Consider the following 11883-nt stretch of genomic DNA (forward strand, 5'->3'; position numbering starts at 1 on the left):
CTGCGACCAACTGGAAACGCGATGGAGAGCGTCCAATGACCGCCAAACCCGAATCATGGACTGCCCGGTTGTGCAGTGAATCGCCAGCGGAATTAGTGGCAACGTTACAAGAAATGTCATCAGACACCGGAATTACCGGCTGTACCGCGGCAACCATCCGGCTGGCGGAGAGCCGCAGCGACGATGTCCGGCAATGGGCAGCCGAGGCGTTGGAAAACTCGATCACCCCCACCCTTGAAGATGTCGACGAACTCGCCGAGATGCTATTTTCGGCCGAAGGTGGCGAGATCGCGTATTGGTCAGCCACGATGCTAGGGCGATTGGGTGAAAGCCTTGGCAGCAATTCGAAAACGGCCGTGGCCGCGCTGGAATTTTGCGTGGGGGATTCGATGTACCTGCCGGCTCGCGAGCGGGCGGTATGGGCGCTAACGCAAATTGGGCCTCCCGCAGCCTCAGCCGCGTTGACCCTGCGGCGAACGGCCGAAGATGCGCCGCCGCGATTGCAGCGGTTGGTCGAAAAAGCCTTGTTGATGTTAGGCGACGCTGCCTAGGTCCGTGCCGGCACGCTCCCGCTGGTCGGTTAGCCGAACTTGCTTGGGCAGACCGGTTCCAGGTTTCTGATCAATTGAACGTCCGCTGAAAAGGAGGTCGGAATGATGAAGTTTTTCCGTCGACTTTTGGGCCGACGCCGCCGCACGCCGCGCAGTCGCAACACCAGCGTTACCGTCGACATTCCGTTGTTGCGCTGGGTAGGACCCGTCGTTACCGTGGTCGCGATGTTCATCATCTTGGGAATGGTGGTCGGTGGGCAGATCAACTTGGCTGCCTTGGACGACTATGGCGATGGGGAAGACGGTTCATCGCAGCTCGCTGGCTTGACCCCCGTGCGATTGGATTCCGGCGGTCCGAAGTCCAACGAAGCGATCCGAATTGCAACGCTGCATGTTGACCGGTTGGGTGACGGGGATGGAGTGTCTGCCGAAAGCGTTACCGCGCTGGTGTCGATGGTTTCTCGATTTGACATCGTTGCACTTCAGGGCATCCAGGGATCCGGGGCGGCATCGATCCGATCGCTCGTCGACGTCATCCGAGTGTCCGGTGGCCGATACACTGCCAGCATCAGCGAGCCGATTGGTCGTGGGAACAACCTTCAATCGTATGCATTGATTTGGGATGAATCTCGGATGCGGATCGTGCCAGGTGCGGTTGGCATCGTGGACGACAGTCGCGATCGGATGATGTTCGAGCCTATGTACGCATCGTTCGAAACGCGTGTTGGATTCGCCGACGGTCGTCGGCCGTTTCGGTTCACGCTGATCAATGCTTGGGCCATTGATCAATCGCAAGGTGGGCCCAGCGACGAGACGTCGGTCCTGGTCGACGTCTTCACCAGTGTTCGAAACTACGGGTACGAACTGGCTGGCGAAGAAGACTGCATTTTGTTGGGCGACTTGGGGGCAACTTCCGATCGGCTAGGCGCGTTGGGCCAGATTCCCGGTGTGGTATCGGTGGTTGCCGATGGCCGCAATTCGCAGCACATTCTATTGGACCCAAATTACACCGCCGAATTCACTCGCCAGGCCGGGGTGTTGTCCGCCAGCGATCTGCCAGAGGTCAGCGCCGATGCACTGCGCAGCGTCAGCAGCCAGATGCCGGTGTGGGCCGAGCTGAGTGTGTGGGAGGTGCCGACGATGGAAACCGGTGCCTCGTCCCGCACCGAAGTGATTCGGTAGCGGGTGAGTGGTCGGGCGTGCAATTCCGGTCGATCGCGTTAGGCGCGCGAGAGGAACTGGCCTGTGCGGGTATCGATTTTCAGTCGTTCGCCTTCTTTGATGTATTCCGGCACCTGCACCACTAGGCCGGTTTCCATCGTGGCCGGTTTGTTGCGGGAAGTGGCCGAGTTGCCCTTCACGCCGGGATCGCACTGGGTGATGGTCAATTCGACCGAGGCGGGCAGGTCCAAGCCGACGCAGGCGTCGTTGTAGATCAGGGCTCGGATCCCCTCGAGTCCTTCGGTCATGTAGGGCAATTCTTCCTCAGCGTCTTCCAATGCCAGTTCGTACTGCTGGTAATCTTCCTTGTCCATCAGGTGCAGGTGAGTGGCGTCGGTGTACATCATCTGGACGTCGCGCCGCGAAAAGTCGGCTTCGTCCATCGCATCGGTCCCCTTCATCGTGATGTCGACCTTGTTGCGGGTCAGCACGTTGCGGGCGCGAAACTTGTACAGGGTTGCGGCGCCGCGGGCCGAGGGCGAGTGGACGGAGATGCCCTGGATCACGACCGGGTTCCCTTCGTGCACGACTACGGTTCCGGTCTTTACCTCTTTTGCCAGCATCGGTGTTCTTTCGGTTTGACGGACGTCGCGGTTCGCGGCAGCCGCCGGGTGGATCTTGTCATTCCGCTGCGGAGCCAGCCTAGCGCTGGGAAAGTCGCCCGGCGAAGCGTGACAGGTAATGTGCGATCGAAGTGACCGCGCAGACCATCACAGCAGAATTTAGAAAGTTGGTTGGGGTGTGAATCTCGTTTCGCAAGCTGGCGGGACCGCCGATCGCGGTCCTCGCAAGACGAGCGGGCAGAATTGTCTATCGCCAAAGCCAATCGCGAAAGCCCTCGACCACAAGCGCGCGATCGCCGAAGCCTTTCCAGGCCAAAAACGCGATCAGCAAAGTCGTGATCGTTAGCATCGCAAACCCGCGGCGAGGTGCCGGGGCCGGGCTTTGCGCCATTTCATGCCGCAGATTGCCAAGCAAAGCGTTCCAGAATCGGGGCGAACCCACGGGTTCAAACGCCAGGATCCGAGCATGGTCGAGTCCTCGTTGCCCGTCGACTCGCAGGTGGATGCCGAGGGCCGGAAGATGAACCTGCAGTTGGTTGGCGTCTCCGATGGTGCTGGGGTCAAGCCGCGTCGCGGCACGCAGCAGCGGTGGATAAGTTTCCTCGGGCGTACGTCCAAAGACCACCAACTTGGGCGCCGACGTCAGCGCGATCAGCGAAACGACCAATCCGTAAAACGCAGCGAGCGCCAACCACACGATCGGTCCAAACACGGTGGCGGCCGTTGACGGAAAAAACAGTTCGGCGGGGCCAACGGCAAGCATCCCCGCAACCGCGATCGCGATCGCTGCGATGTCGCGGCCACCCGATGTCACCATCGATCGGCCCGATATTCGGATCCAACTGAACATCGCCAAGTATCCGATCAACGGGACCAGAGCCAGCATGACGGTGAAGGGATCGATGGACGAAATCACGTTGTTCTTTGCAAAACGAGAAACCTACCTGCGACAGCTTTCGATGCCGCTTCGCAGGTGCCGAGCGTGAAATCGGTGTCGAGCCCGCCCGTCCGACCCAGCGGCAAGTTACCGCTTGGTCGATGTCGTGGGGCGTACTAGCTGGTGAACTCGCGTTCGACGAACTTCGTATCGTGCGTTCCGGCGATGAATTCAGGATGCTGCAGAACTTTGTCGTGGAACGACGCCGTGGTGCTGATTCCTTCGACTTGCAGTTCGGCAAGCGCCCGCCGCATCGTGGCGATCGCTTCGGCCCGCGTGGGACGATGGATGATCAACTTGCCGATCATCGAATCGTAATGTGGTGGCACCGTATAGCCGGTGTACACATGCGAATCGAATCGGACGCCCAGTCCACCCGGTGCAAACATCGCGTTGATCTTGCCAGGGTTGGGTTGGAAATTCTTGTCCGGGTTTTCGGCGTTGATCCGACATTCCAGCGCGTGCCCGGTGCACACCAATTCGTCCTGTTTGAACGACAATGGTTCGCCCGCGGCGACACGGATCTGTTCCTTGATCAAGTCCACACCGGTGATCATTTCGGATACGGGGTGTTCGACCTGGATCCGTGCGTTGACCTCGATGAAGTAGAAATTGTCGTCTTGGTCGACGATGAATTCGACGGTGCCCGCGTTGCTGTAGTCGGCGCCTTTGATCATACGGACCGCAGCGTCGCAAATTTCGTCGCGCCGTTTCGATGGCAGGTTCGGGCTCGGTGCCTCTTCGATCAGTTTTTGGTGTCGTCGCTGGACACTGCAGTCGCGTTCGAACAGGTGGCACACGTTGCCGTGCGAGTCGGCGATCACTTGGACTTCGATGTGCCGAGGTCGGCCGATGTATCGTTCCAGGTACACGCCACCGTTGCCGAAGGCTGCTTGGGCTTCGGTCCGCGCCTGATCGATCGCCTTCAACAGCGATTCCTCGTTTTCGGCGACTCGCATGCCTTTGCCGCCGCCACCCGCGGTGGCTTTGATCAGCACGGGGAAGCCGATTTTTTTGGCGGTTTCGATCGCTTTGCTGTCGTCTTCGATCAGTCCGTCGCTGCCGGGAACGACGGGGACGTTGTTGGCGATCGCCATCGATCGGGCGGTATTCTTGTCGCCCAGTTTTTCCATCGCGGTCGGGCTGGGCCCAATGAATTCAAAGCCGCTGGATCGACACACTTCGTTGAAGTGCGCGTTTTCGGCAAGGAAGCCATATCCCGGATGGATCGCATCGGCGCCGGATACTTCTGCGGCAGCGATGATTTGATCGATCTTCAGGTAGCTATCGCTGCTGCGTGGTCCACCCACACAGTAGGCTTCGTCCGCTAGACGAACGTGCATCGATTCGGCGTCGGCTTGGCTGTAAACAGCGACCGAGCCGATGCCCATTTCGCGGCATGCACGGATAATTCGAAGCGCAATCTCGCCTCGGTTGGCGATCAGTATTTTTTGAAACACGTTGTTAGGCGTCCGGCGTCAGTCGAAACATGGGCTTACCAAAATCGACGGGTTCCTGATCAGAGACCAGGATCTCGACAATCTTGCCGCTGCATTCGGCAGGGATCTCGTTGAAGACCTTCATGGCTTCGACGATGCAGACCACCGTTTCGGGGCCCACGTGATCGCCGACTTTGACGAAAGACGGGGATTCCGGATTGGCCTTGCTGTAGAACGTCCCGACCATCGGTGCGTTGATCGTGATCGTGCCGGCGGTAGGATCGGCCGCCGGTGCAGCACTTGCCGCCGCCGGTGCCGCCGCAGGCGGTGCGGAATAAATGGGAGCCGAGCCGCCGCGGCCGAGCTTGATTTTTTCGTCGCCCTGCTGCAGGTCGACTTCCGAAAGGTCGTGCTCTTCCATCAATTCAATGATCTGACGGATGCGTTCGACATCAAACACATCCTTTGGCTTTCCGCCTTTGCTCATGCTGGACTCGCGGTCGGGTTGGTTCGGATTGATGGGACTAGTCTTTTCTGGGGAAATCTTAGAAAAGGGATCGGGATCGTCTTCGTGGCGATCCTGCGACGCAAATCGCAAGCCAAAGTTTTACAGCAACCACTCTGACTGTTCGAGTCCCTTTGGTAACCGGCTTAGCACCTCGTGCCCAGACGGTGTCACTAAAACGTCGTCTTCGATGCGAATTCCGAATTCTCCGGCGAAATAGACACCCGGTTCGACGGTGACGATCATGCCGGCGGAAAGGGCTTCTGGACTGCTGGCCGACATTCGGGGGGATTCGTGGATCTGCAGTCCGGTACCGTGACCGAGTCCGTGGATGAACGCGTCGGCCATTCCGTGTCGCTGCAGAACCCCGCGTGCGATCGCATCGATATCCGAGGCTTTGGCGCCAGGACGGATCGCATCGATCGCTGCCAATTGAGCCTCTAGCACCGCCGCGTAAGCACGGCGAAATCGATCGCTGGCGTTTGGCAGGTGCAGCGTTCGCGTCAGGTCACTGGCATATCCTTTGTATTTGGCGCCCCAGTCCACCAATAGAGTGGGTTCGCCACCGAGCGATGGATCGATCAGTTTTTGGTCTCGTGGGTGATAATGAGGCAGGGCGCCCATCGGACCGGCTGCCACGATTGGCGAGAAACTGCAGCCCTCTGCACCAAGGAACCGCATCTTGGATTCCAATTCATGAGCGACTTCGCGTTCGGTCCAGCGACCGGGCAGCATCGGCAAGATTGACTGGAAGGCTCGCTCGGCAATGTCGACCGCACGACGTGTGATGGCGATTTCATCGGCATCCTTGATCATCCGTTGCCCCTCAACCACGCCCGTCGTTTGGACCCAGCCGACGCTGGTGCATGTCTGGCTCAGCATGTTGAACGCCGCCAATGTCCATTGGTTCGATTCGATGCCGATCCGTTGCAGACCCGCGCTGGCAAGGAATTCGGCAATCAACTGCGTCAATGTTTGGTCCGGTGGACGGATCGCCGTCAACAAGGTGGGGCATTCATCGGCCAGCTGGGTGTCGTAACGGCCGTCGCTAAGGACAGTGGTTTGGTCGGTGGTGACCAACAATGCCGAACTGTCACCGGTGAAGCCGCTGAGGTAACGCACATTCACTTCGTCAGTGACCAGCATCGCATCGATTTTTAGCGAATCGAGTTTGGCGGCCAGCGTTTCTAGTCGCGGATTGGATCGTGAATTCATGTTGGATCGGTGACTTGGGTGGAGGTGACTTGGGTGGAATTGGATCGCGTCAGGACAGTATCAAACGAACGACAACCTCCATCGAACGATCGACCGCGGGCGGCAGCCTCACGATGACGAATCAGCTTTGGGGGGCTTGGGGATGGCCCGTTTTGCGTTGCAGTTGCAAGCACTCGGTCCCGTGGTACGTCAGCAACAGGCTTCCGATGGCGGCGTAGCGATCAAAAATCGCTTCGCTATGGATGTGTTCTCCGGGCCATGGATACATGAAAACCAGGTCGACGTCACTGAGCTGGATTTCAAGTTCGTCATATCCGTGATGAAGATCGGTTTCGATGTGCAGGGATTGTTCGTCGCACGGTATCCACGCTTCGCCGCCTGCGGGGATGAAGCTGCCGATGGCAAAGTTGGCCTCGATTTCGTGATCTTCGGCGAGTGCCTGTGCCTGGTCGACAAGATCCGGATCGACTTCGATTCCCGACGCCTCCCAGCCCCGCAGTGCCGCCATCATGGTAACGACTCCGAAACCGCTGCCCCATTCACAAAATCGTTCTCCCGACGCCAACGATTCTCGCTGGATCCACTCCAGGGCAGCGTCGACGAGCCGGAAGTCGCACACCACAAAATTGTCGATCAGCGGTCCGCGACGCATAAAATCGACGATTCGCTGGTCGGCATCCCGAAGCAATTCGCTGGCTTCGGGCGACAGAGGGGACGCCCATAGGTCGTCGGGAACGGCGATGGATTCCAACATCGATAGCAACCTCGGCAAGCTTCCGTAAAAATGTTCCTCGATTTAGCGGCCAGGTTGTGTCCGTTTCAATCTTGATGTGGTCGGCAGCAACTTTGTATACGGAGATCAACTCTAGCTGGACTGCGCCACCTTGGGTCCGCCGAACGGGGTTTGCCATGGTCGAATTGAAGATGACCTGGGGCCAAAGCAACATTCGGCGATGCCATCCGGGAACACTCCAAAAACGGGCAATGCCGACCGATGTGGCACTGTCCAGCCAGAGTTTCGGCTGCGTGACCGAGATCGGCCTAGCAGCCGACGCCGGGATTCACCGACAGCTGGATTCCGATACACCCATCTTGCGAGGAAAACGATGAAATTGGACGAAATCGCTGTCCTGGTGGATGGTCGACTGACCGGCAATGCCGACCTGGTATGCACCGGCGCCAACCCGCCCGATCAGGCACAGGCCGGCGAAATCACGATGCTGGACGATCCCAAGCGGGCCGCCGCCGTCGCCGGTTCGGGGGCTGTCGCCGTGATCACGTCGTCGTTGATCGATGATTGTTCCTGTGCTCAGGTTGTGGTCGACGACCCCCGCGACGCGTTCGCAAAAATTGTGTCGCATTTCCGCCCGCCCGTGGATGCTGCCGACTGGAACGATGGGATCAGCGCAGATGCCAGCGTGCATGCCACCGCGATCGTTCATCCGCGAGCGATCATCGCTGCCGGTGCGGTCGTCGGAGCCCGTACCAGGGTCGGCCCCGGAGTTGTGATCTCGGCTCGCTGCCAAATCGGCCAAGACTGTGTCTTGAACCCGAACGTCACCTTGTACGAATACACCGAATTGGGCGACCGTGTCGTGATCCATGCCGGCGTGGTCGTCGGAGCGCACGGTTTCGGATATCGCCAAAAGGACGGTCGCCATATCCCCACGGCACAGTTGGGCTATGTCGCCATCGAATCCGACGTTGAAATCGGTGCCGGGGCGACCATCGATCGCGGTACCTACGGTGCCACCCGGATCGGCGAAGGCACCAAAATTGATAACCAAGTGATGATCGCGCACAACTGCCAAATTGGAAAACACAATTTGTTGTGTAGCCAAGTCGGCATCGCCGGCAGTTCCTGTACCGGTGACTATGTGATCTTGGCTGGACAGGTCGGGCTGAAGGATCACGTTCATCTGGGGGATCACACCATCGTTGGCGCCCAAGCAGGTGTCATGGATGATTGCCCAGGCAACGAAGTCTATTTGGGATCGCCTGCAACGCCTCAGCGAGAACAGATGCAAATCATGGCCGTCGAGCGGCGGTTGCCAGAGATGCGACGGGAAGTCAAAAAGCTGCGACGCGAACTCGATGCGATCAAGGGTCAACTGCAATCCGAGTCGACGCCCGCGGCGTCCTGCGAATCGGAATGCAACGCGGCATGATGGATCGACCTGAAACCCAACCGATCGCAATTCGCCCGACCGGGTATCGCCCGGCCGGTGCACCGTCGATCATGGCGCACCACAATGCCAATCGGTCGTTGCCTGCCATCGGGATCGTTGCCGGATGGGGAAGCTTTCCCGTCGAAGTGGCGCAGCAATTGGTGCACAGCGGTCATCCGGTCTGTTGCATCGCGATCAAAGGGCACGCCAGTCGGTCGTTGGAATCGATCTGTGACCACGTGCTATGGTCGGGTGTCGGCAAAATCGGCAAACATTTGCGATACTTTCGCCGCAACGGTGTCCGCCACGTCACGATGGCCGGCAAATTGTTCAAAGCGGACTTGTTGTACAGTGGTTCAATCTGGCTTCAGCATTTCCCCGACCTGACCTGTATCCGTACCTTTGGCCCTGCCCTGCTAGGACGCAATCGTGATGCTCGCGACGACAGTTTGTTGTTAGCGGTGACGAATACCTACATCCGCAGCGGCATCGAAATTTGCCCTGCGACCGACTTTGCCCCGGAGTTGCTTGTGAACCACGGATTGCTTTCAGGGAAAACCCCGGCGGCTAGGCTGCAAAACGATATCGATGCCGGCTGGAAAGTCGCCAAGCAGATGGGCGGTATGGACATCGGGCAAACGATCACCATCAAAGATGGAACCGTGATCGCTGTCGAGGCGATTGAAGGAACTGATGCCTGTATCGAACGTACCGGAACGCTTTGTCGACGCGGTGGATGGACGTTGATCAAGGTCAGTAAGCCGGACCAGGACATGCGTTTTGATGTTCCCACGATTGGTCCGCAAACCATCGAAAAGGTCCATGCGGCCGGTGGAACAGCGATCGTCATTGAAGCTGAAAAAACCATCATGGTCGAACGCGAAAAGACGATCGCAGCGGCCAATGCGGCCGGCATCACGTTGATCGCGATCGACGACGCTTCGCAGGCTGCCAGTCAGCGATCCAAGCAGACAGCGAATTTTGTTGCCGGCAGTATCGATGCCGAGAACAACCGTGTGCACCCGAGCGACGGGCTGGCAACCCGGCGATCTGCATGAACGCCGATGACACTAGCAAAGACGAATGCAGCGGTGATTCATCACCTTTGCCGTCTGGGACCGTCGTGCACACGCGTGCCCCGGCCAAGCTAAATCTGTTTTTAGAACTGTGTGCTCGTCGCGACGACGGTTTTCACGAAATCGATACCGTCATGGTGCCAATCGATTGGTGCGACGAAATCACAATGTCGCGAACCTCCACACCGGGGGTCCAATTGTCGGTGGATTGGATGCCGTCGAAATTGGTCCGATCCCAGCGTTTGGGCATCGCCGATGACCCCGCCGCGATCGACGCGTTGCTAGGGATTCCTGCCGACGAAACCAATCTGGTCAGTCGTGGATTGGTGCGAATGATCCAGCGATTCGGGATCCAGGGCGGATTTCGATGCGATCTGCGTAAATCGATACCGGCGGGCGCTGGTATGGGCGGCGCTAGCAGCGATGCGGCGGCGGCGATCCGCTGCGCCGCCAAGCTTTGCGGGATTTCAGCTCAGTCGCCCGAGCTTTTCCAGATTTGTGCTGAAATCGGCAGCGACGTGCCGTTCTTCCTGGGGCACGGAAATCAACCGCTTGCGGCGGCCAGGGCGACCGGACGGGGAGAAATCCTGAATCCGGTTCCTACCGCCGGGCCGCTTGATATTGTCGTGATTTACCCATGTGTCAGCCTATCAACCGCGAAAGTTTACGCAGCTTCCCAGGTTCCACCGGATCCACAGGCCGCAGACGCCGTTGTTTCCGCACTCGCCCTTGGCGATGTTGGTAAGATTGGGTCAGCGATGATGAATCGATTGTCCGACCCAGCGCGAATACTTGCACCGCAAATCGATGAAATACTAAAATCGGTGTGGCGGGGCGGGTACAGAACGTGTCAATTGACTGGCAGTGGATCGGCGTGTTTCGCGTTGGTCAATTCGACGGTCGAGGCCAGTCGGTTGGCAAGCAACCTACGGGCAAAATTCGAACGGTCATCAAACGCAGGGTGCGGAGCGATTGTGGAAACTGCTCGGACCACCCGAGTTCCTTCGATCGTTAGTATCCAGTAAACAACACGGACTCGCAGACGATCCACGCACTTTGGTTGTGGTTCGTTCGCCGGTTAGGGAGGGTCGGAACGTGGAGATCACCGAGATTCGTATCAAGCTGATGGAAGGTTCCGAGGATCGACTTCGGGCGTTTTGTTCCATCACCATCGACAACGCATTCGTCATCCGAGACCTAAAAATCATTGATGGGACCAGTGGTCCCTTTGTGGCAATGCCCAGCCGCAAATTGAGTGGGCACTGCGGGCGTTGCAATCACAAGAATCACCTTCGTGCTTCTTACTGTAATCACTGCGGTGCGAAGCTACAGAGTGATGGCGGTGATAATTTTGATTCACCTCAAAAACTTTATGCTGACGTCGCGCACCCGATCAACAGCGAGTGTCGCGAACTGATCCAAAATGCGGTGATCACAGAATTCGATGCCGAACTAAGCCGTTGTCAGCAGCCCGGGTATCGGTCTCGCTATGACGACGACTTTGGCTACGACGAAAACAACGTGGCGACCAACGTCGTCGAACGGCCGAATGCGAACCCGACTTCGCCAAATCGAAGTGAATCAGGTCCGCCTCGCCCTCACTTCATCGATCAACCAAAACGACGATCGGAAACGGCTGCATCCGAAGGTGAAGTCGAAGATGATGATGCGTTTGGCGCTGGCGTGTTCGGCGGTTAAAGCGTCGCCGGTCATGCGAAACCACGGCGATCGGTCAACGAACCATCGCACCAGGAAGTAGCAACTTCCATCGCGATTCGGTCGCAGATGACGAGCGATGTACCCCCGTCGTTAGCCAAAGATTAGGCCCCAGCCAACGGCCAGCCCCACCGAAGCAAGATTCGGTTTTCACGCTCCCGTTGGCCCCCCCAAAAAAAACTCGAACTCGAACTCGAACTCGAACTCGAACTTGAACTCGAACTCGAACTCGAACTCGAACTCGAACTCGAACTCAAACTCGAACTCGAACTCAAACTCAAACTCGAACTCGAACTCGAACTCGAACTCGAACTTGAACTTGAACTTGTTCAAGTTTCGAATACCAGCACCTTCGACTCCGTGCTCTCAGCAGCCAACAGCCTTTGATCGGTCTGTTTTCGATCCATTCGATTGTCTGCAGTCATCTCGCATCAATGATCTCCGGGAATGGTCCCAGTGGGTCGTCGGGCCCGCAAACGTCGAGTCGAACTT

General features: G+C 58.1%; 14 protein-coding genes. 7 read left to right on the plus strand and 7 right to left on the minus strand.

Annotated features, from left to right (window positions below):
- The first annotated feature begins 35 nt into the window (after nucleotides 1-35).
- Complete coding sequence (locus K227x_RS12965; RefSeq protein WP_145170011.1) at nucleotides 36-551, plus strand: hypothetical protein; 516 nt, start codon at nucleotides 36-38, stop codon at nucleotides 549-551.
- A gap of 102 nt (nucleotides 552-653) precedes the next feature.
- The gene (locus tag K227x_RS12970; protein ID WP_145170012.1) at nucleotides 654-1733 is read left to right on the plus strand and encodes an exonuclease/endonuclease/phosphatase family protein; all 1080 of its coding nucleotides are present in this window, start codon (nucleotides 654-656) and stop codon (nucleotides 1731-1733) included.
- 38 nt (nucleotides 1734-1771) lie between these two features.
- On the opposite strand, the gene K227x_RS12975 is transcribed toward K227x_RS12970, so the two are convergent.
- The 6 genes from K227x_RS12975 to K227x_RS13000 form a co-directional block, all read right to left on the minus strand.
- On the minus strand, nucleotides 1772-2335 hold the full coding sequence (locus tag K227x_RS12975) for an elongation factor P (RefSeq protein WP_145170013.1): 564 nt from the start codon (nucleotides 2333-2335) through the stop codon (nucleotides 1772-1774).
- A gap of 247 nt (nucleotides 2336-2582) precedes the next feature.
- Nucleotides 2583-3251: a hypothetical protein gene (locus K227x_RS12980; RefSeq protein ID WP_145170014.1), complete on the minus strand. Its 669-nt coding sequence runs from the start codon at nucleotides 3249-3251 to the stop codon at nucleotides 2583-2585.
- A gap of 137 nt (nucleotides 3252-3388) precedes the next feature.
- Nucleotides 3389-4732 (minus strand): acetyl-CoA carboxylase biotin carboxylase subunit, encoded by a 1344-nt coding sequence (accC, locus tag K227x_RS12985; RefSeq protein WP_145170015.1) that lies wholly within the window; start codon nucleotides 4730-4732, stop codon nucleotides 3389-3391.
- A 4-nt stretch (nucleotides 4733-4736) separates the two neighbouring features.
- The gene (locus K227x_RS12990; protein WP_145170016.1) at nucleotides 4737-5198 is read right to left on the minus strand and encodes an acetyl-CoA carboxylase biotin carboxyl carrier protein; all 462 of its coding nucleotides are present in this window, start codon (nucleotides 5196-5198) and stop codon (nucleotides 4737-4739) included.
- A gap of 120 nt (nucleotides 5199-5318) precedes the next feature.
- Nucleotides 5319-6431, minus strand: a complete 1113-nt coding sequence (locus K227x_RS12995) for a M24 family metallopeptidase (protein ID WP_145170017.1) — start codon at nucleotides 6429-6431, stop codon at nucleotides 5319-5321.
- 121 nt (nucleotides 6432-6552) lie between these two features.
- Nucleotides 6553-7185 carry a methyltransferase domain-containing protein gene (locus tag K227x_RS13000; protein ID WP_145170018.1) on the minus strand — a complete coding sequence of 211 codons (633 nt, stop codon included), beginning with the start codon at nucleotides 7183-7185 and terminating at the stop codon, nucleotides 6553-6555.
- A 155-nt stretch (nucleotides 7186-7340) separates the two neighbouring features.
- Between K227x_RS13000 and K227x_RS13005 the strand changes: the two genes are divergently transcribed.
- The 5 genes from K227x_RS13005 to K227x_RS13025 all read left to right on the plus strand — a co-directional run bounded on the left by K227x_RS13005 (nucleotide 7341) and on the right by K227x_RS13025 (nucleotide 11373).
- The gene (locus tag K227x_RS13005) at nucleotides 7341-7541 is read left to right on the plus strand and encodes a hypothetical protein (RefSeq protein ID WP_145170019.1); all 201 of its coding nucleotides are present in this window, start codon (nucleotides 7341-7343) and stop codon (nucleotides 7539-7541) included.
- On the plus strand, nucleotides 7538-8599 hold the full coding sequence (gene lpxD, locus K227x_RS13010) for a UDP-3-O-(3-hydroxymyristoyl)glucosamine N-acyltransferase (RefSeq protein ID WP_145170020.1): 1062 nt from the start codon (nucleotides 7538-7540) through the stop codon (nucleotides 8597-8599). The genes K227x_RS13005 and lpxD overlap by 4 nt, the downstream gene beginning before the upstream one ends.
- 71 nt (nucleotides 8600-8670) lie before the next feature.
- The gene (locus K227x_RS13015; protein ID WP_145177821.1) at nucleotides 8671-9657 is read left to right on the plus strand and encodes an LpxI family protein; all 987 of its coding nucleotides are present in this window, start codon (nucleotides 8671-8673) and stop codon (nucleotides 9655-9657) included.
- Entirely contained in the window at nucleotides 9654-10700 is a 1047-nt protein-coding gene (locus tag K227x_RS13020; RefSeq protein WP_145170021.1) for a 4-(cytidine 5'-diphospho)-2-C-methyl-D-erythritol kinase, read from the plus strand. Before K227x_RS13015 ends, K227x_RS13020 begins: the two co-directional genes overlap by 4 nt.
- A gap of 70 nt (nucleotides 10701-10770) precedes the next feature.
- Entirely contained in the window at nucleotides 10771-11373 is a 603-nt protein-coding gene (locus tag K227x_RS13025; RefSeq protein ID WP_145170022.1) for a SpoVG family protein, read from the plus strand.
- Between the two features lie 168 nt (nucleotides 11374-11541).
- On the opposite strand, the gene K227x_RS13030 is transcribed toward K227x_RS13025, so the two are convergent.
- Nucleotides 11542-11724 (minus strand): hypothetical protein, encoded by a 183-nt coding sequence (locus K227x_RS13030; RefSeq protein WP_218933976.1) that lies wholly within the window; start codon nucleotides 11722-11724, stop codon nucleotides 11542-11544.
- Between the last annotated feature and the right edge of the window lie 159 nt (nucleotides 11725-11883).

Source organism: Rubripirellula lacrimiformis (genome assembly GCF_007741535.1).
Lineage (GTDB): Bacteria > Planctomycetota > Planctomycetia > Pirellulales > Pirellulaceae > Rubripirellula > Rubripirellula lacrimiformis.

Excerpts from the sequence above, each read along its gene's own strand:
- K227x_RS12975 (WP_145170013.1), bottom strand. The coding sequence starts at position 2,335 with ATGCTGGCAAAAGAGGTAAAGACCGGAACCGTAGTCGTGCACGAAGGG.
- lpxD (WP_145170020.1), top strand. The coding sequence starts at position 7,538 with ATGAAATTGGACGAAATCGCTGTCCTGGTGGATGGTCGACTGACCGGC.
- K227x_RS13000 (WP_145170018.1), bottom strand. The coding sequence starts at position 7,185 with ATGTTGGAATCCATCGCCGTTCCCGACGACCTATGGGCGTCCCCTCTG.
- K227x_RS12970 (WP_145170012.1), top strand. The coding sequence starts at position 654 with ATGATGAAGTTTTTCCGTCGACTTTTGGGCCGACGCCGCCGCACGCCG.
- K227x_RS12995 (WP_145170017.1), bottom strand. The coding sequence starts at position 6,431 with ATGAATTCACGATCCAATCCGCGACTAGAAACGCTGGCCGCCAAACTC.
- K227x_RS12965 (WP_145170011.1), top strand. The coding sequence starts at position 36 with ATGACCGCCAAACCCGAATCATGGACTGCCCGGTTGTGCAGTGAATCG.
- K227x_RS13005 (WP_145170019.1), top strand. The coding sequence starts at position 7,341 with ATGGTCGAATTGAAGATGACCTGGGGCCAAAGCAACATTCGGCGATGC.
- K227x_RS13015 (WP_145177821.1), top strand. The coding sequence starts at position 8,671 with ATGGCGCACCACAATGCCAATCGGTCGTTGCCTGCCATCGGGATCGTT.
- K227x_RS13020 (WP_145170021.1), top strand. The coding sequence starts at position 9,654 with ATGAACGCCGATGACACTAGCAAAGACGAATGCAGCGGTGATTCATCA.
- K227x_RS12990 (WP_145170016.1), bottom strand. The coding sequence starts at position 5,198 with ATGAGCAAAGGCGGAAAGCCAAAGGATGTGTTTGATGTCGAACGCATC.